Source organism: Pedobacter sp. UYEF25 (assembly GCF_054061655.1).
Genome location: NZ_JBSSEL010000001.1, coordinates 31,782 through 50,443, shown reverse-complemented (window position 1 = coordinate 50,443; position 18,662 = coordinate 31,782). Strand labels below are relative to the sequence as shown.

The following is an 18,662-nucleotide window of genomic DNA, read 5'->3' as shown; positions in this document are numbered from 1 at the left end:
GGATTGACCTTTTCGATCGATCAAATAGGTTTAAGACATGAAGGTCAAACCAGGTTACAAGCCAAAAATTAAGCTAATTTAGGAGGTTGCCAAACAGAAATAGTAATGTCTATTGGTTGAGCAGTTAATTTTTCGGCATCTTTTGCGCTATCTATTTGAAGATCGAACGGAAAAGAATCGCTATTTTTTGCAATTGCTCTAACAGAACAGCAAGAGCAACCACAGAAAGGGCTGCATTCATCCTGGCTATGATTTTGATGATTTGCCGTTTTATCAACGGTTTCTGTATGAAGGTTTTCTTTAACGGATGCGTTATCTGCACATGGATGGAATGACATGCACAAAACAATTAAACCCGTTAAAAAACAAAATATTTTCATCTGATGTTGCAAACCTAACGTTATTTTTTTTATTAAGTGGATGTTATCAATGTTGGTTGTAAAAAAAAGACATCATTGATTTTTCAAAAGCCGCTGCATATTGATGTTTTTATGACGGTTACCTTGAATTTTCTCGATCCCTTCTGTTGTTTTTCTATCCGCACCATCAGCCGGTTTAATAAGTTTTTTAAAACAGGCTTGATTTGAAAGCGTTTATTTGCAGTATTTTTTATATTTTTAGGCCTAACCACTAAAGAAATGAAAAACATAGTACTTATTCTTTTAGCATCCTGTTTTAGTCTAGCTTCTTTCGCCAAAGTTAAACTGCCATCTATCCTCACAGACAATATGGTGTTGCAGCAAAAGACAAATGCATCCATTTGGGGCTGGGCAAAAAACGGGCAGCTCGTTTCGATAACCACAAGTTGGAATAAAAAGAAATATAGTGTTACTGCTAGTGCCAATGGCGATTGGAAAGTTTCTGTTGCGACGCCAAGCTATGGAGGACCGTATCAAATAAACATATCTGACGGAGACTTGACCGAATTAAAAAATGTGCTAATTGGTGACGTTTGGCTCTGTTCTGGTCAATCTAATATGCAATTGCCTTTAGCCGGATGGGGCAAAATAAATAATTATGAGCAAGAAGTTAAAGATGCAAACTATCCAAAAATCAGGTTGTTACAAGCAGAACATGTAACTAGTTTTATTCCACTAGATGATGCAAAGTTGAACAACGGCGACGGTTGGGAGGAATGTACACCAAAAAGTGTGGCAGAATTCTCTGCGGCAGCTTACTTCTTTGCGAGAGAAGTTTACAAGCAAACAGGAATTCCCATAGGATTGATTCATACTTCTTGGGGAGGAACTGTGGCGGAAGCCTGGACGAGCAAATCGGCATTAGAAACCATGCCCGCTTTTGCAGCGCCTTTAAAAATTATCCAAGAAAAAGCCGCTGTTACAACAACGCCTTATGCCGAGCAATTAAAACAATGGAACGATAAGGCGATGAAGACAGATGCAGGTTTTGAAGATGGGAAAGCTGTTTGGACCTTAGCAGCCTTAGATGATGCGGATTGGAAGACAACAAAAGTTCCTGGCGTTTGGACTACCGAAGATTTAAAGAATTTTGACGGAGTTGTTTGGATGCGTAAAGACATAGACTTACCTGCAAGCATTGTTGGCAAAGAGTTAGTTTTAAATTTAGGTACGATAGATGATGATGACATTACTTATTTTAATGGCGTTAAAATAGGAGAGACTGTTGGTGTGGCAAATGTTAGATCGTACAAATTGCCTTCCGATCTAATTAAGGCTGGCAAGAATACTATCACCACACGGGTTTTTGATACAGGTGGTGAAGGAGGCTTTTATGGTGATAAACCACCCAAAATTGATGTGGCCGGAGGAGAGTCAATTGCGCTTTCGGGTGGTTGGAAATATAAAATTGGTTTCAACCTCTCTAAGTTGCCAGCTAAACCAAGTCCGGATAACGACCCAAATCAAGTAACGGTTTTGTATAATGCAATGATTCATCCTTTTTTAAATTACACCATAAAGGGCGCATTGTGGTATCAAGGCGAAAGTAATGCAGACAGACCGGAGCAGTATAAAACACTGTTTCCTTTAATGATTGCGGATTGGCGAACAAAATTTAGGCAAGGTGATTTTCCATTTTATTTCGTACAGTTGGCTAACTTTATGGCTAAAGAGAAAGAGCCAGTAGAATCTAACTGGGCAGAACTACGTGATGCGCAGCGAAATACTTTAAAGCTAGCAAATACAGGAATGGCCACTATCATTGATATTGGTGACACGAATGACATTCACCCAAAAAACAAACAAGAGGTGGGAAGAAGACTTTCACTTATTGCGCTGCACAATGATTATCACAAGGACATCGAATATTCTGGACCAATATTTTCAAACAGTAAATTAGAAGGAAACAAGGTTGTTTTAGCATTTACACATGCTAAAGGACTGCATGCAAAAAGCGAGACTAAATTAAAAGGTTTTGCCATTGCTGGTTCCGATAAAGTTTGGCATTGGGCAGATGCAACCATAAATGGAAGCAATATTTCGTTGAGTGCAGCGGCCGTAGCGCAACCAAAATTTGTGAGATATGATTGGGCAAATAATCCTGACGGCAATCTATATAACAGTAGTGACCTGCCTGCATCTCCATTCCAAAGCTTAAAATAATCAGCAAAAAGCATCGGTAGAAGAAATCCACCGATGCTTTTTATTTTTTTTTCTTACTTTTTTGGCGGCAGATCAAATGCTATTGCTTCGTGCTCAAAATGATTTCTATGAGCGCCGTCGCAAAAAGGCTTGTTTGCAGAGAGACCGCACCTGCAGATCGAAACAATTGTTCTTCCTTGTAAGCCGTAGTTGTTTCCGTCTTTATCTACAATCTCAAAATCGCCCTCTATTTTCACAGATCCATTGTTATTGATAGTTAGTTTTGTTGTCGCCATAGCTGTCTTAAATTTTGTCCAAAGATATTCATCAAAGTGCCTTGTCGAGGAATATTAGTATAATTTAGAAACGTTATATTGTCTCAACCAACACTTGCAATTTCCGAAATAGTTTTCTAACAACATAAAATTGTAGGCCAAGCGAAAGCGCATATACAGGAAATTATAAATCGACATTTTCAAGACAAAAGCTTTTAATTTCATTTTATATAAGTATATTTAGCTATTAATCATTTCTTTTTAGGGATGGTGTATTACCAAATAATTCTTGTAGAAAATATCGGCGGTTTTGAAGGGTTAAATACTTCTGAACTGCGTTAAAATGACGCGATAAATTTTTATTTTGTCGTGTTTTTATGTCGAACTACCATCAGGCCATAAAATTTGAAATTAACTAAATCCAAATTGATATGATACAGATATTAAAAAATAATGAAGATTTACAGGCAATTAAGTATTTGTCATTAAATATGCTCCAGGTTATTTTTTACAAAGCTGGTGAACTAAACATCAACGATCTCCATATTAAAGTAGACAAGCCTTGCGCACTTTACGTAAAAAACGTAGACAGCGAGCTTCCTATCCTTCATTTAGAGGATTCTGCACACGAACATTCAAACATAAATGTACAATTACAGACTGCGGGATTTAAAATTGAAAGAAACATTAATTTCGATCTGCCTGTAGTAGATTGGACTGCTTCTAAGCCTTACCCGATTATGTTGAAGTAGGAACATCTACATTTTAGCATTCTTTGACACTAATTTTTCTTAAATTTCATTGAAGTAAGATGTTGTTTTAACTGTAAAAATTTACGTCAACAATGAAGGAATTATCTAAGTCTTCTGTGTAAACGCATCTAACACATCCATGCTCAATAAAGCATTTTCTGCACTAGACGGATTTAGACCTTTGTCTAAAAAATAATCTACTACTTTTTGAATCATCGGCTGTTGAACATGATCTAAGGGTTCAAATTCATATTTTTTATGTATACCTGCTGACGAAATGGTTACATCATAGCCGAAAACGGGGAATCGGATGACACCTTCAGATCCGTAAATTTCGCAAACATCCTTTCTGTCATCTGGCGCTACTGAAAAACACCACACACCATTGAACACCACCCCATTTTTGAACAATATGTTTCCAACCACCACATCATCTGCTGTAGAACCAACCTGTTGCGTACTCGAAACCCCAGAAAATTTCTCAGGCGCACCGAAATAGTAAATCATTAAATCTAACTGGTGAGGCGCTAAGTCGTGGAATAATCCTCCGCCGGATACGGCTGGATCAACTCGCCAGTTGGTCTCGCTTTTTGCAATAAGATCAGGATTTGCAGACTTTAACATTTTTAGATTTATAAATCTAACATCACCAATGACTCTTTCCTCCAACAACTGCTTTATCTTTAAAAACATGGGTTGCGCTCTTCTGTAGTGCGCGACCGAAATTTTTACATTGTTTGCAATAGCCGCATCTATCATACGCTGTGTAGCGGAGGAATTTAAGCTTACAGGCTTTTCTACGTAGACAGATTTGCCAGCGGCAATGGCAGCTATTGCATATTCTTCATGTTGCAGCGGAGGTGTTGCGATGTAAATTGCATTCACTTCTGGGTCGTCAATCAATTTCTGCGCATCATCGTACCATTTTGGCACGTTGTGTCTAAGTGCATAATCTGCAGCCATTTGCGCATCTCTCCGCATTACAGCAACCAGCTTAGAATTGCTAACTTTATTAAAAGCCGGACCACTTTTTTTCTCAGTTACGGCTCCGCAACCGATTATACCCCACTTAATTTCTTGCATTTTACAGTTTAAAGTTGGGAAGTTAAAAATAATTATCACATAACCACGGCTAGTTTTTTTTAAATTTCGACTTCGTTCCGTGCTCTCTTTACTTTATTATTATTTTGATTGCAATATTTATCGATGAAATGACTTGTAGAGATTTAATAAAAAATTTCGACTTTTTAGCCAATCAAGAAATGGTTGATGAAAGTTGCAGTCTGCTGGTTGTAGCAAAACTTGCAGATGCAGTTAATTGGAAAGGTGCCAAATGGAATTATATGGTAGTCAATGACACAAGTGTAAATTCTAGAGAGCAAGCCTGAAGCACATCGAAAATAAGGTTAAGCCGGTAGGTTAATAAACATGAATTTCGAGCTAAAAAGTTCTTCGTATTTAACAAAGCTTAACAAATAAGATTAGGAAACGCTGTGCCAGAAAGCACAGCGTTTTTATTTTACTAAGCAAATGTCTCTTTACGCATTTCTTGTGCAGCGGCAACCATTTTTATTAATGCTTGCTTGGTTTCTGCCCAATGTCGCGTTTTCAATCCGCAATCTGGATTAACCCAGAGCTGATCAGCAGGTATCACTGCTTTAGCCTTTTCCAACAGCTTAACTATTTCCTCTTCAGAAGGTATTCGCGGCGAGTGGATGTCATAAACACCCGGGCCAATTTCATTTGGATAGTTAAAACCGGCAAATGCATCAAGCAGTTCCATTTGAGAGCGCGAACATTCTATGGTAATTACATCCGCGTCCATGTCGGCAATGTGCGATATAATGTCGTTAAAGTCAGAATAGCACATGTGGGTATGAATTTGCGTTTCATCTTTTACTCCGCTGGCAGCAATTTTAAAAGCGTTGATTGCCCATGTTAGATATGCATTCCAGTCGTCCATTCGCAATGGAAGTCCTTCCCTGATGGCCGGCTCATCAATTTGGATTATCCTGATGCCAGCATTTTCCAAGTCAATAACCTCATCACGAATGGCAAGTGCAATTTGGTTACAGGTGACGGAGCGTGGTTGATCATTGCGAACAAAAGACCATTGTAGGATGGTAACCGGACCCGTGAGCATCCCTTTTACCAAGTTTTTGGTTAAAGATTGTGCAAATTTAGTCCAGTAAACTGTCATGGCTTTTGGTCTGCTAATGTCGCCATAAATGATAGGTGGTTTTACGCAACGGCTGCCATAGCTTTGTACCCAGCCATTATTGGTAAAAACGAAACCATTCAACTGTTCTCCAAAATATTCCACCATATCATTCCGCTCAAATTCACCATGTACCAACACATCGATGCCTATTTCTTCTTGCCAGCGAATGGTTTCTTCAGTTTCTTTCTTCAATAGTGCCTCATATTCGGATCGTGTAATTTCCCCTTTTTTAAACTTCGACCTCCAAGTTCTAACCTCGGATGTTTGCGGAAACGAACCTATCGTAGTTGTTGGAAAAAGCGGCAGGTTTAAGATTTTGTGTTGTACTTTTTTTCTTGAGGAAAAGGTACTTAAACGTTTATAATGGTTTTCCGTAAGGGCATGAATACGCTGTTTTATCGCTTCATCATGTATTAATGTAGCATTTTTGCGCGCTTTGGTGGCCTGCTTGTTTTCCGCAAATTTGGCATTTGTGAGTTCATCCGGAGTCGCCGACATTAAATTTTTAAGTGCAGCGACTTCATCTAATTTCTGTCTGGCAAAGGCCAACCACTGCTTAATCTCTGGCTTTAGTGTTCCTTCATCGGTTTCTAGATCTAGATCGCACGGCGAATGAAGTAAAGAACAAGAAGGGGCAATTAGTAGGCGTTGCGATCCAAGTTTTTCTGAAGCTTTCCTCAGCATAGATAACGATAATTCATAATCGTTTCGCCAAATATTTCTCCCGTCTACGAGGCCAAGCGATAACATCAGGTCTTGAGGAATGGCGTTTAACACATCATCTAATTGTTCAGGACAGCGAACAAGGTCTATGTGTAGAGCTGTTATCGGAAGCTTGGTGGCGAGAACTAAATTATCTTTTATTCCTTCAAAATAAGTTGCCACCAATATTTTAAGGTTAGGAAATTGCTTTCTAATTTCTGCATAAACAAAAATAAAGGCCTCTTTTGCTTTCATGTCGATGTCTAAAGCTAAAAACGGCTCATCCAATTGAATCCACTCTGCGCCTACATTTTTTAGTTCGCCAAGAAGCTGTAGATAAACTGGTGACAATTTCCTAATTAAATCAATTTTGTCAAAGCTAGCTTCTTTTGCCTTGCCGAGCAGCAGATAAGAAACTGGACCTATGATTACAGGCTTGCTAATAATTCCAAATTGTTTCGCACGAACAAATTCTGTAATAACTTTATCGGAAAACAAACTAAAGGATTGATCTTTAAAAAATTCGGGCACAATGTAGTGGTAGTTGGTATCGAACCATTTGGTCATTTCCATCGCGGTAATGTCTAAACCATCCTTTTGATAGCCCCTCGCCATCGCAAAATATAAATCCAGCTCATTATTTGCTTTTTTAAGGACCACCTCGTTATAGCGTTTTGGAATGGCACCAACTGTTAACGACATGTCCAGAATTTGGTCATAGTAAGAAAAATCATTTGAGGGAATAATGTCTATTCCTGCTTCTTGCTGTAATTGCCAATTTTGTTCGGTAATTTCTTTACCCTTTTGTAGTAAATCTGCCAAAGAAATTTTACCTGACCAATAGTGCTCGCTTGCTTTTTTTAAAGCTCAATTGTTGCCAATGCGTGGATAACCAAGGTTGTGTGTCTGCATCTTTTTTTATTTTTTAAACGGTTAATAATTATTTTAAACCTTGTTTATAAACTGTAGATGCTTTTTGTTGTAAAAATTGGAGTAGAAAAACGCGGGTATAGAATACCAGGCAAGCTGAAGCCATTAAAGGTTCTGCCCTGCATTATGCATTTGTCTGACTTCAAGCTTCAAATCGCGAAAGCATCGTCATTTCGAAATAGGTAGGTATCTTGACTTGTAACTTTTTTCATTCCAGCATTATCAAATTCCGGCTAAAAATTGTGTTACTTACAGTTGCGCGACAGTTCGTGATTTACACACGATTCCCTTTTGTTTTACACTTGGTAAAACCTTTTCGATTTAGAAATTTATAAAGAACTATTTATTGTACTAAGTTTTTAAATCTTTTCAAAGATAGGTTTGTGGATATAGAATCTACACTAGATATTTTAAAAAGATTAAAATTCTTTTAATTTATATAAATTAAGGATTTTATGTCGATATGTTTGTTAGATTTACCTAATAAAAAGAAAATTATTCTATGGAAGGATGTGATGAAACTGATTTACTACTGTTAAAAATATTGGGTAACAACTCTAGTTTCACCACGAAACAGCTCGCTGCACAGGTAAATTTATCACCATCGCCTGTTTTCGAACGCGTAAAGCGACTGGAAAACAATGGCTATATTAAAAAATATATCGCCGTGTTAAATGCGGAAAAGTTTAACAAAGGTTTTGTCGTTTTTTGCAACATTAAACTCAAACAACACGATAGAACCATTGGTCATAAGTTTGTAGAGGATATTCTAAGTATTGATGAAGTGGTAGAATGTTACAATGTATCTGGTGAGTATGATTTTATTCTAAAAGTATATGCAAAAGATATGAAGAACTATCAAGATTTTGTTTTTAACAAGTTAGGGTCGGTCGAAAGTATTGGAAGTACACACAGTACTTTTGTGATGGCTGAAATCAAAAATTCCCACAACATTAATTTTTAGAATTATTACATTTTGGCTGTGAAAGTGTACCTTCAAAGAATTGTTCAGCACGAATTCAGAAGGTTGAAGGGCAATTAAGCTCTTAGTAAATTAGCTGTTCTAACAATCGATTTTAGTTTTTTATCGCTTTAGAAGATTTCCATTATCTTAATCACCTTTTAGCCGAAGATTCTATTCATTTATTTTATAAACAAACTTTTAAGTTGTCATGACACATCAAAATATTAAAAAATACCTGATTTTCTGTTTGGTCATTTCGCTATTTAGCTCTTTTAGGGAGAAAGAAATAAGTTGGGTTGCCATTGGCGATTCGATTACGTATTTAAACGATCATCTGGATGAAACTGGAAATCGCGTAAGTAAGGGATATCTAACGCGCGTAACTGATCAACTGCCGGCTATGCATTACATAAATCAAGGCCATAACGGATGGACGTCTGGCGGAATTGCAGAACATATTAATAATCTAGCGCTAGTTAAGGCAGATGTTTACTCGATATTTTTAGGCACAAATGATTGGTGGGCCGGTAGGCCGGTTGGTAAGCTGGAAGATTATAAAACGAATGTTGGAAATACGTGCCTATTTGGATCATTCCGCATCATCATTGATAAGGTTCGTGCGCTAAATCCAATAGCTAAAATAGTCTTGATCACACCAATGCAACGCGTAGATTTTGTCTATATCTCAGATCCTAATAACAACGCATATGGTTCGTATAAAAAGAAAAATGGACAATCTCTGGAGGAATTTGCGAATGCGATTTTGGCAATTGGTAGATATGAAGGGCTCCCCGTTGTAGATCTTTATAATCAACCTGCTCTTGCTATAAAGCATTTGATGAAATTCAAGCGATTGAAAAACCAAAAAACAGGAGCTTATGAAAATTTTAAATTTCCACAGTCGACAAACATGATTTTTAACCCAAAAACAGACGACTATCCATATCCGCCTAATGCTGTAAATGTTGCATACGATGGGTTGCATCCATCCGATAAAGGAAATAAAATCATCGCCAAACAACTAGTGCAGGCCTTTAAGAAACTTGACATTTCCTCAGAGTAAAAGGATCAAGATAGCATTCAATCTGCCTTTAACGATAAATTAAAATAACCTCAGAAGCGGCCATCTACAGCGCAGTAAAAGTATATGTGGCTCCAACTTGTGTTTTGAAGTTGTATTCAAAGTTCACATCAGTTTTTTGTTTCGAATATAGAAAGCCTGCTTTTAATTCAGTTTTACTAAGCAACGTACAATCGGCACCGGCTAAAGACTTTAGCACAAATTTTACAACTGTGCCTTTTCTCCATTCTAAATTAGTAATCTCAAAATCTCCTCTAGCTTTTAATCCTTGTACTTGGCCATTAACCCATTGATCTGGTAGCGCAGGCAATAATTGTATTGCACCCATCTGACTTTGGATTAGCATTTCTGCGACACCGGCTGTATAACCAAAATTGCCATCGATCTGAAAGGGAGGGTGCGCACAAAGAAGGTTTCCGTAAATGCCACCGCCCGTATTATAATCCGTTCCCGAACCGCCTGCCAAGGTTATGAAATTATTTAAAATCTTATAAGCATGGTTCCCGTCCTTCAGCCTCGCCCAAAAATTCATCTTCCACGCCATTGACCATCCCGTGGACTCGTCGCCACGCGCAATAAGACTAATTTTTGCTGCCTTTGCTAGCTCGGGTGTCGTTAAGGTACTTATTTGCCTGCCGGGATAAAGGGCAAACAAATGCGAGACGTGGCGGTGTTTGTCATTTGGATCGTCGCGGTCGGTTTCCCATTCCTGCAACTGTCCCCATTTGCCAATTTTTGGTTTCAGCAAATGGTTCCTCATATCGGTAACTTTGTTCTCATAAGCTGGATCAATGTCTAAAATTTCGCAAGCTTCTAAGTAGTTGGTAAACAGATCGTAAATGATTTGTTGATCGTGCGATACACCATCTTCTGTAGGTCCATGCTCTGGCGACCAACCCAAAGGGGAAACCAGCGTTCCGTCTGGTCTGCGTTTTAAATGATCCTCCCAAAACTGAGTAATCTCTTTTAGAATTGGGTAAGCGAAATTTTTAAGATAGGCTTTATCCCCGGTAAATGTATAATGATCCCATAAAGACTGTGCATACCACGCACTGCCAGGTGTATTCCACGTAAAACTATCGCCACCAAAAATATTATTTTCGGTCCTTACCGTCCAGCCACGCACATTGCCATATTCTTTTTGAGTATGCAATTTTGCTACTTCCCGTATACTATTTATGTAATCTAAATAAGGAACTGCACATTCAGAGAGGTTGGTCGGCTCGGCCAGCCAATAGTTCATTTGAAGATTTATGTTAGAATGGTAATCACTGCCCCAAGGCGGATTTGAATTGTTGTTCCAAAGCCCCTGCAAATTTGCAGGTAACCCGCCTTTTCTTGAAGAACTGATCAATAAATATCGACCATACTTAAATAACAAGGCTTCTAAACCCTGATCGGGGTGTTTCTTGTAATTAATTATTTGCTGTTTTGTAGTTGTAGTCAGTTGTTCGTTACCTGGGTTGTCTAACTTTAAAGAAACCCTGCTATATAACTTTTTATAATCGGTTATATGGTTATTCAGTAATGTGGAAAATTGCTTTTCGCTTGCCTGCGCTAAAACGCGCTTTATCTTTAAGTCAGGTTTTTCTCCTTTCCAGTTCTTACCGCGTTCATTAACAAAGTCAGTAGCGGCGGTAAAAATAATAGTTATGACATTGCTTTTGCTTATTTTAAGTGCGGCGTTTCCATTCTTACCAATAATGATCGCAGCACTTCCGCCCTCTATTTTTACCAATGCCGACGCTTGATAAGCCATGCCATTTGCCAGATATCCGCTAAACTGTATCAAATTTTCTTTTACGCTTGGCTTGGCGCCATGATCATCTTTTAAGCTTATAGTGGCATTATAGGCGCCTTTTTTATTCGCTGTTAATCGCATAATCATTACTTTATCAGGAAAACTACAAAAGTATTGGCGACTGTATAAGACGTTATTTTGAGTATAATTAATTTTATGGACAGCGTTGCTTAAGTCTAACTCACGACGATAATTTGTGAACGGCTCATCGGCAGGATCAAAGTCTATAAATAGATCGCCAAAAGCTTGGTACATACCTCGATCTGTCTCGTCGCCACTCCATAAACTGTTGTCGTTAAATTGAATATGTTCTTGGTTAACACTTCCATATATCATTCCACCAATCCTGCCGTTTCCAATTGGATAGCATTCTGTCATCCAATCAGTTGCGGGCTTATCGTCCCAAATTGTTTCTGCGTTTTGAGTAGATGCTTGTATTTGCTGAGCAGCGAGTGGCCGAGTAACCCCAAATAAAATAAATAGAAGAATTAGCGTAATCAAAATTTTTGTTTTCAAAGCGTCCGTTATATACATTTATTTGGTTTTCTAGGTTGAGTAAATATAGTGCTTTGCTCTTTACAGAGTTTTCATACTTTCAGAAAGCTAAATATAAATCTTAAATCTATATTAATTTAACTTTAAAAACGCCAAGCTAAATTCGTTTAATATATCCTTCACAAAATCGGTCAATTGGTAAATGCTGGGAAATTTGAGATCAGCGCAAACACTTTTGTATGGACTGGCTAATAGAAATTCTGATGCCTTAGTCAACCTTCAGCAGGAAGAAGAGCGGTTATATTTAGAGCCTTCCCTCAAAATTAAAAGTTGAGTTAAACCCAAGTTGATTCCAGTAGTTGTATATTTAATCTATTCCTCCGATCAAAAAGCGGGTTTTAATACTTTCATCCTAATGCGAACTTTTAAAATTGCTTGATGGCATTTAGGTTTTTCAACTGTTTGATGATTAAAGGATTAAGTTAAACACCTGGATATTTAATTACATCAGTAAGGTAAAAACTATTTTAAGTCTATTGTATAGTTTATTTTAGATTGAAATCTAAAGAGGTTATATCAATTTCGAAAACACAAAACAGTCTTTTCTATCTCAGTAGTCATAAAATTACCTATAAAGTAATGTTAATATTTTTGGATGATGGATTTTTGATCGCTTAAATCATTTTATGAAGAAACACAAAAGCAGAAAATTAAAGGTATAATTATAAGCAGTATTGGTTAAAATCCAACAAGAGTTCAATTGTGCAATGGATTAACTTTGGAGATTGATGAGCGATGGTGTCGCTTAAAGCATTTAGTGAAGCCAATCCGAGAAAATTAAATTGCGAGAGAATTACGCACTACAGTAAACAATAATTTTAAAACGTTAACTAAAATATAAAATAATAATATGAGTATAAATTGGACGGGGGTTTTCCCAGCTGTAACGACCAAATTTACAGCAGATGATGAATTGGATTTTGAGGCTTTCGACGTAAATTTAGAAGCACAAATAGAAGCAGGTGCTGAGGGTATTATTTTAGGAGGTTCTCTGGGAGAAGCCAGCGTGCTTAGCGACGAAGAAAAATTTGGTCTATTGTCTCACACAATAAAAGCAGTTGACGGAAGGGTTCCTGTACTGTTAAATATTGCTGAAGGCACCACCAAAAAGGCAATAGAGGTGGCTTTAAGGGCTGAAGTCCTTGGTGCAAACGGCTTAATGTTGTTGCCGCCAATGCGATATTACGCTTCACCCGAAGAAACGCTCGTCTTTTTTGGGGCAATAGCAGAAAGCACAAATTTGCCGATTATGATTTACAACAATCCTGTCGACTATAAAATTGAAGTAACGTTAGATATGTTTGAGGTATTGACAAAATACAGCAATATACAAGCGATAAAAGAATCGACAAGAGACGTGTCTAATGTTACAAGATTAATTAATCGTTTTGGTGACCGTTTCAAAATTTTTACGGGGGTAGATCCCTTGGCAATGGAAAGTATTGTAATGGGCGCTCACGGTTGGGTTGCAGGTTTAGTTGATGCTTTTCCGAAAGAAACGGTTGCTATATTTAGATTGGTAAAACAAAATCGCATTGCAGAAGCTTTAACTATTTACCGCTGGTTCTTACCAGTTCTTGAACTTGATGTTCATCCAAAACTAGTTCAATATATCAAACTGGCCGAAGTGGCAACCGGTTTAGGTACAGAAGCAGTTCGTGCACCACGTTTAGCATTAGAAGGTGTCGAGCGTGAAAAAGTTCTGAAAATAATTAACGATGCACTAGCTGTTCGTCCTGAGTTGCCGGCAGGCAGCTGGGGCAAATAGTTTAACTATTAAATATGAACGGAAAAAACATTATCGCCTCCGAATACGTAACGACTGATGGGGTTAATTTAAAAGCAATAAGCCCTGCAACAGGAGCAGAATTGCAAGGCGAGTTTTCAAAAGCAGGAGCAAATGAAGTGAATGAGGCTTTAAAATCCGCAACTGCTGCTTTTCAAATTTATAGAAACCTAAACAAGGATAAGAAGGCTACATTTTTAAATGCCATAGCTGATGAGATAACTGCTCTTGGAGATGAAATAGTTAACCGAGCGTCGGCCGAGAGTGGATTGCCAGTTGCCCGTCTTCAGGGAGAACTAGGGCGTACAACAGGGCAATTGAGGTTGTTTGCAAATTTGGTTGCGGAAGGTTCTTGGGTTGATGCAATTATAGATATTGCCCAACCAGATAGACAGCCATTACCGAAATCGGACATTCGCAGAATGCTAATTCCAATTGGTCCGGTAGTTATATTTGGTGCGAGTAATTTTCCACTGGCGTTTTCTGTCGCAGGCGGAGACACTGCTTCAGCATTAGCATCAGGCTGTCCTGTGGTGGTAAAAGCCCATCCCGCACATTATGGAACAAGTGCTTTAGTCGGCGGTGCAATCATAAAAGCAGTAAGAAAGACAGGTATGCCTGAGGGTGTTTTTTCTATGTTGTATGATGACCGTTATGACATTGGATCGGCACTGGTGAAACATCCACTAACAAAGGCAGTAACTTTTACCGGCTCGTTTAAAGGCGGCATGGCTTTAGTTAAAATCGCTCAGGAAAGAGCGCAACCTATTCCGGTGTTTGCTGAAATGGGAAGCATTAATCCTGTTATTTTCTTGCCATTGGCTATAGATACGCAGGCAGCGGAGCTTGCTAAGAAATATGCAGCTTCAATTGCGCTCGGTGCGGGACAGTTGTGTACCAATCCGGGTTTGCTTTTAGCCATCGCCTCACCTCAATTAAATACTTTCAGAAAGGTGCTTGCAGAATCGATTTCCGTAATTCCGTCTGCAACAATGCTTACCGAAAGCATCGCAAAGAATTACGATAAATTATCGAATGAAGTTGTGACACAAATTGGAGTTGAACTATTGGGATTGTCTACAGTAAAAAACGAAACGCTAGAAAATCAGTCGCAACCTAAAGTTGCACAAGTTAAAGCGAGTGATTTTATAAAAAATCCAAAGTTGCGAGAAGAAATTTTCGGGCCATATTCGCTGTTGGTAGTTGCTGATAATTTTGCAGAACTTGAGGAGGCAGTTGAAGCGTTAGAAGGTCAGCTTACGGTGACTCTAATGGCTGCAAAAGGCGAACTTAAAGATTATTCCAACTTATTAAATATTTTAACCGACAAAACGGGTAGAATTATTTTAAATGGAGTACCTACAGGAGTAGAGGTTTGTGCTGCAATGCAACATGGCGGTCCTTTTCCTGCTACAAACGACAGTCGATTCACCTCGGTAGGTTCTACAGCAGTTGCTCGTTTTGTAAGGCCGCTAGCCTATCAAGATTGGGAACAGGATTTGTTGCCAGACGAATTGAAGGACGGAAATCCGTTGGGAATTTTCAGAACTGTCAATCAGCTTATAACAAAATAGAATGAGTAGAACTTTTTTTTGTGTCGACGCTCATACCTGTGGAAATCCGGTTAGACTGGTTGCTGGCGGCGGTCCACAACTTATCGGCGCTAATATGAGCGAAAAACGACAGCATTTTTTGAAAGAATTTGACTGGATTAGAACAGGTTTAATGTTCGAGCCAAGAGGACACGACATGATGTCGGGTAGTATTTTGTATCCGCCTCACCATCCAGAAAATGATGTCGCTGTTTTGTTTATCGAAACGAGCGGTTGCTTGCCCATGTGTGGTCACGGAACAATTGGCACAATTACTATCGGCATAGAAGAAGGCCTTATTCAACCTAAAATACCGGGTGTAATTAGGATGGAAGCGCCGGCAGGTTTGGTGTTGATAGAATATCAGCAGGAAGGTAAGAAAGTTAAATCGGTGAAATTGCGAAATGTAGCTTCCTACCTCGCCGCAGAAAACCTAGAAGTAGTCTGCCCCGATTTAGGCATGCTTACGTTCGATGTCGCTTACGGAGGAAATTTTTACGCCATTGTCGATCCTCAAGAAAATTTTCCCGGACTTGAGCATTACACAGCAACTCAGCTGATTGTGTGGAGTCAAACGATACGCAAACGCATAAATGAGCAATATACTTTTGTGCATCCATTAGACGATACCATCAACGGTTGTAGCCATATTCTTTGGACTGGCGAAACTTTAGATCCGAAATCTACGGCAAGAAATGCTGTTTTCTACGGCGAAAAAGCAATCGATAGGTCTCCTTGCGGGACCGGAACATCAGCTCGAATGGCACAGTGGTACGCCAAAGGAAAACTAAAACTGGGTGATGATTTTATCCACGAAAGTTTTATTGGGAGCAAATTTGTCGGTCGGGTAGAAGAAGAAGTAGACCTAAATGGCATAAAGGCGATTATCCCAAGTGTTGAAGGCTGGGCTAAAGTTTTTGGTTATAATACCATAAAGATAGACACTGAAGACGATCCGTACGCTTACGGTTTTCAAGTAATATAAAAGCAAAAAATAATGTACCAATGGAAATTCTTTTAAAAGAAGCATCGGATTATTCATTAAATTATCAACATACAGATAAAATACATGGCTAAGGTTTTGATTATTGGTGGTGGAATTATGGGGCTAACTTCTGCCTATTACCTACAGAAAAAAGGCTTTGAAGTAACTGTTTTAGATAAGGGTGATATCTCTGACAATTGTTCTTTCGGGAACGCGGGCATGATTGTTCCGAGTCATTTTGTGCCACTTGCAGCTCCTGGTATGATTAGTCAGGGAATTCGATGGATGTTTGATAGTAAAAGTCCCTTTTATGTTCGTCCTTCACTAAATGGAAATTTACTTAGCTGGGGGTTTAAATTTATGAAACATGCAACAAACAAGCATGTAGCCAGTGCGGCCGAACCTTTGCGAGATTTATCTTTACTTAGTAAAAAGCTGTACCAAGATTTGGCCAAAGAGCCAGATTTCGATTTTGAGTTGACAAACAATGGCATTCTTGCTTATTATAAAACCGAGCGGGCGGGAGCGGAAGAAGCACATCTTGCGCAAAAAGCCATTGCACTTGGACTTGATATGGCGATTTTAAATGTCGATCAATGTCAAGCACTACAGCCTAAATTAAACTTGAATGTATTAGGTGCGGTACATTATCGCTGCGATGCCCACTTACATCCAGCAAAGCTGATGAATGCACTGCTTTCTTATTTAGAGAAAAATGGGGTAAAAATTGTCCGTAATAAAGAAGTTGACAAAATCGAATCGTTAGGAAATAGAGTAACCAAGGTTTTTACAGGCAAGGCCGTTTGGGAAGCAGATCAATACGTTCTTGCCACAGGATCTTGGTCTCCTGCAATAGCCAAAATGGTCGATCTAAATATTTCGCTTATGCCGGGAAAAGGTTATTCTTTCATGGAAAAAGAACCCGAAAATCGATTGACCATTCCTGCCTTACTCTGCGAAGCAAGGGTGGCGCTTACGCCAATGAACGGAAACATCCGTTATGGGGGCACTATGGAACTGGACAAAATAAACACCCGTATAAACATGGTTAGGGTTAAGGGCATTGTAGAAGCCATACCTAAGTATTTCTCAGATTTGCACCCAGAAATGCCCGAAGAAAAGCACGTATGGTATGGATTTAGGCCTTCGTCTCCTGACGGTTTACCTTATATAGGAAGAAGCACACAAAAAGAGAATTTAATAGTAGCTACTGGACATGGTATGATGGGTTTAAGCTTAGGACCTGCAACCGGATTGTTGGTGAGTCAGCTTGTCGCAGAACAAACTCCGGAATTAAAAATGGAGCCTTACGCCATCAGGTAGGGTAGACTGTTAAATAACCAACGGCGGTTTAAGGGGTGCGTATCGCTTTGTTTCAAGTACTTAGAAGAAAACGCCTACATAGACTTGGTTAACGCAACGGATGATTTCTGTGATATTATCAAACATTGACCGTATTTTAACATTATTTCGCTTTTATTGGAATTTAAAAGTTAATATCCATATATTCATTTCATAATCAACCAACCGGAAACCAACTGATCTATGAAAGTATTGCCATTTACGCTGCTTGTTCCCGACGATAAAAGTGTGATCTCGGAAATTATTGAATTGCCTTATTTTTATCAATATTTGCATCGGCACGATGAATGGCAAATTACTTGGGTGCAGCGCGGCGAAGGAACGCTTATTGCAGGAAATGACATGCACTCTTTTCGCTCCGGAGATGTTTTTCTGATAGGCGCCAAGCTGCCACATCTATTTAAAAGTAATCCTGAATATTTTTCTGGAAATGAAAATAAGAGCATAAAGGCCTGTTCCATTTTTTTCAATTCCAGTGGCATTTTAAGCGCCTTGTTTAATCTTCCAGAAATGAAAATGGCTAGCTCCTTTCTCACACGCAATAAGCATGGTTTCAAAATCCCATCAGGTTTTGCCAATCATATTGCCAAGAAGATGTTTGCTGTGCACGAATCATCTGGAGAGGATGTTCTATTTACATTTATTAGGCTGATTAGAGGTCTTCAAGATTTAAATGAGACTGTAGAACCGCTTTGCTCTGATATGTATTCCTCAAATTTTAGCGAAAATGAAGGAATGCGATTGAGTAAGATTATAAATTTTATTACCGAAAATTACAACAACCAAATTGCATTGGAGGATGTCGCAAATGCTGCCTTTATGACTCCACAAGCTTTTTGCAGATATTTTAAGAAACATACAGGGCATACTTTCGTGTCTTTTTTAAATGAGGTGCGTATAAATGATGCTTGCAAAAGTCTAATATCCGGTAAAAAAGCTGATTGTATTTCAGGCATTGCCTATAAATCTGGGTTTAATAGCATTACCAATTTTAATCGGGTATTTAAAAGCATCATCGGCCAATCGCCTAGAGCTTACATAGACAGCTATAATAATGTAAGCAGGGTGAGTTACATAGGTTCTTAACGGTTCCAA

The 18,662-nt window shown here is 38.6% G+C and carries 14 protein-coding genes, 1 pseudogene and 1 riboswitch; of the genes and pseudogenes, 10 read left to right on the top strand and 5 right to left on the bottom strand.

Going from position 1 to position 18,662, the window contains the following annotated elements; genetic code table 11:
• Positions 1-68 precede the first annotated feature (68 nt).
• The gene (locus ACVWYG_RS00210) at positions 69-380 is read right to left on the bottom strand and encodes a DUF6660 family protein (RefSeq protein WP_457268104.1); all 312 of its coding nucleotides are present in this window, start codon (positions 378-380) and stop codon (positions 69-71) included.
• Positions 381-638: 258 nt separating this feature from the next.
• Between ACVWYG_RS00210 and ACVWYG_RS00205 the strand changes: the two genes are divergently transcribed.
• Entirely contained in the window at positions 639-2,582 is a 1,944-nt protein-coding gene (locus ACVWYG_RS00205; protein WP_457268103.1) for a sialate O-acetylesterase, read from the top strand.
• A 53-nt stretch (positions 2,583-2,635) separates the two neighbouring features.
• Here ACVWYG_RS00205 and ACVWYG_RS00200 read toward each other — a convergent pair whose 3' ends face one another.
• Positions 2,636-2,857, bottom strand: coding sequence for a CDGSH iron-sulfur domain-containing protein (locus ACVWYG_RS00200; protein WP_457268102.1), 222 nt, complete (start codon positions 2,855-2,857; stop codon positions 2,636-2,638).
• Between the two features lie 410 nt (positions 2,858-3,267).
• Between ACVWYG_RS00200 and ACVWYG_RS00195 the strand changes: the two genes are divergently transcribed.
• Positions 3,268-3,588, top strand: coding sequence for a polysaccharide lyase beta-sandwich domain-containing protein (locus tag ACVWYG_RS00195; protein ID WP_457268101.1), 321 nt, complete (start codon positions 3,268-3,270; stop codon positions 3,586-3,588).
• A gap of 105 nt (positions 3,589-3,693) precedes the next feature.
• On the opposite strand, the gene ACVWYG_RS00190 is transcribed toward ACVWYG_RS00195, so the two are convergent.
• Entirely contained in the window at positions 3,694-4,671 is a 978-nt protein-coding gene (locus ACVWYG_RS00190; protein WP_457268100.1) for a Gfo/Idh/MocA family protein, read from the bottom strand.
• Between the two features lie 104 nt (positions 4,672-4,775).
• On the opposite strand from ACVWYG_RS00190, the gene ACVWYG_RS00185 reads away from it, so the two are divergent.
• Complete coding sequence (locus ACVWYG_RS00185; protein ID WP_457268099.1) at positions 4,776-4,976, top strand: hypothetical protein; 201 nt, start codon at positions 4,776-4,778, stop codon at positions 4,974-4,976.
• Between the two features lie 134 nt (positions 4,977-5,110).
• Here the strand turns inward: ACVWYG_RS00185 and metE are convergent.
• A pseudogene (gene metE / locus ACVWYG_RS00180) lies at positions 5,111-7,363 on the bottom strand (5-methyltetrahydropteroyltriglutamate--homocysteine S-methyltransferase); the annotation flags it as partial.
• Between the two features lie 242 nt (positions 7,364-7,605).
• Positions 7,606-7,772, bottom strand: a riboswitch (cobalamin riboswitch).
• A gap of 171 nt (positions 7,773-7,943) precedes the next feature.
• Here metE and ACVWYG_RS00175 point away from each other — a divergent pair.
• Both ACVWYG_RS00175 and ACVWYG_RS00170 read left to right on the top strand, forming a co-directional pair.
• Complete coding sequence (locus ACVWYG_RS00175) at positions 7,944-8,405, top strand: Lrp/AsnC family transcriptional regulator (protein ID WP_457268098.1); 462 nt, start codon at positions 7,944-7,946, stop codon at positions 8,403-8,405.
• Between the two features lie 208 nt (positions 8,406-8,613).
• On the top strand, positions 8,614-9,468 hold the full coding sequence (locus ACVWYG_RS00170) for an SGNH/GDSL hydrolase family protein (RefSeq protein WP_457268097.1): 855 nt from the start codon (positions 8,614-8,616) through the stop codon (positions 9,466-9,468).
• 64 nt (positions 9,469-9,532) lie between these two features.
• On the opposite strand, the gene ACVWYG_RS00165 is transcribed toward ACVWYG_RS00170, so the two are convergent.
• Positions 9,533-11,821: a glycosyl hydrolase family 95 catalytic domain-containing protein gene (locus ACVWYG_RS00165; protein ID WP_457268096.1), complete on the bottom strand. Its 2,289-nt coding sequence runs from the start codon at positions 11,819-11,821 to the stop codon at positions 9,533-9,535.
• Between the two features lie 871 nt (positions 11,822-12,692).
• On the opposite strand from ACVWYG_RS00165, the gene ACVWYG_RS00160 reads away from it, so the two are divergent.
• The 5 genes from ACVWYG_RS00160 to ACVWYG_RS00140 all read left to right on the top strand — a co-directional run bounded on the left by ACVWYG_RS00160 (position 12,693) and on the right by ACVWYG_RS00140 (position 18,653).
• A complete protein-coding gene (locus ACVWYG_RS00160; protein ID WP_457268095.1) occupies positions 12,693-13,610 on the top strand; it encodes a dihydrodipicolinate synthase family protein in 918 nt (305 codons plus the stop codon).
• 14 nt (positions 13,611-13,624) lie between these two features.
• Positions 13,625-15,202, top strand: coding sequence for an aldehyde dehydrogenase (NADP(+)) (locus ACVWYG_RS00155; RefSeq protein WP_457268094.1), 1,578 nt, complete (start codon positions 13,625-13,627; stop codon positions 15,200-15,202).
• A 1-nt stretch (position 15,203) separates the two neighbouring features.
• Positions 15,204-16,205: a 4-hydroxyproline epimerase gene (locus tag ACVWYG_RS00150; protein WP_457268093.1), complete on the top strand. Its 1,002-nt coding sequence runs from the start codon at positions 15,204-15,206 to the stop codon at positions 16,203-16,205.
• A gap of 84 nt (positions 16,206-16,289) precedes the next feature.
• Positions 16,290-17,528 carry an NAD(P)/FAD-dependent oxidoreductase gene (locus tag ACVWYG_RS00145; RefSeq protein ID WP_457268092.1) on the top strand — a complete coding sequence of 413 codons (1,239 nt, stop codon included), beginning with the start codon at positions 16,290-16,292 and terminating at the stop codon, positions 17,526-17,528.
• 222 nt (positions 17,529-17,750) lie between these two features.
• Positions 17,751-18,653 (top strand): AraC family transcriptional regulator, encoded by a 903-nt coding sequence (locus ACVWYG_RS00140; protein WP_457268091.1) that lies wholly within the window; start codon positions 17,751-17,753, stop codon positions 18,651-18,653.
• Positions 18,654-18,662: the final 9 nt, after the last annotated feature.

Excerpts from the sequence above, each read along its gene's own strand:
- ACVWYG_RS00210 (WP_457268104.1), bottom strand. The coding sequence starts at position 380 with ATGAAAATATTTTGTTTTTTAACGGGTTTAATTGTTTTGTGCATGTCA.
- ACVWYG_RS00205 (WP_457268103.1), top strand. The coding sequence starts at position 639 with ATGAAAAACATAGTACTTATTCTTTTAGCATCCTGTTTTAGTCTAGCT.
- ACVWYG_RS00200 (WP_457268102.1), bottom strand. The coding sequence starts at position 2,857 with ATGGCGACAACAAAACTAACTATCAATAACAATGGATCTGTGAAAATA.
- ACVWYG_RS00195 (WP_457268101.1), top strand. The coding sequence starts at position 3,268 with ATGATACAGATATTAAAAAATAATGAAGATTTACAGGCAATTAAGTAT.
- ACVWYG_RS00190 (WP_457268100.1), bottom strand. The coding sequence starts at position 4,671 with ATGCAAGAAATTAAGTGGGGTATAATCGGTTGCGGAGCCGTAACTGAG.
- ACVWYG_RS00175 (WP_457268098.1), top strand. The coding sequence starts at position 7,944 with ATGGAAGGATGTGATGAAACTGATTTACTACTGTTAAAAATATTGGGT.
- ACVWYG_RS00170 (WP_457268097.1), top strand. The coding sequence starts at position 8,614 with ATGACACATCAAAATATTAAAAAATACCTGATTTTCTGTTTGGTCATT.
- ACVWYG_RS00165 (WP_457268096.1), bottom strand. The coding sequence starts at position 11,821 with ATGTATATAACGGACGCTTTGAAAACAAAAATTTTGATTACGCTAATT.
- ACVWYG_RS00160 (WP_457268095.1), top strand. The coding sequence starts at position 12,693 with ATGAGTATAAATTGGACGGGGGTTTTCCCAGCTGTAACGACCAAATTT.
- ACVWYG_RS00155 (WP_457268094.1), top strand. The coding sequence starts at position 13,625 with ATGAACGGAAAAAACATTATCGCCTCCGAATACGTAACGACTGATGGG.
- ACVWYG_RS00150 (WP_457268093.1), top strand. The coding sequence starts at position 15,204 with ATGAGTAGAACTTTTTTTTGTGTCGACGCTCATACCTGTGGAAATCCG.
- ACVWYG_RS00145 (WP_457268092.1), top strand. The coding sequence starts at position 16,290 with ATGGCTAAGGTTTTGATTATTGGTGGTGGAATTATGGGGCTAACTTCT.
- ACVWYG_RS00140 (WP_457268091.1), top strand. The coding sequence starts at position 17,751 with ATGAAAGTATTGCCATTTACGCTGCTTGTTCCCGACGATAAAAGTGTG.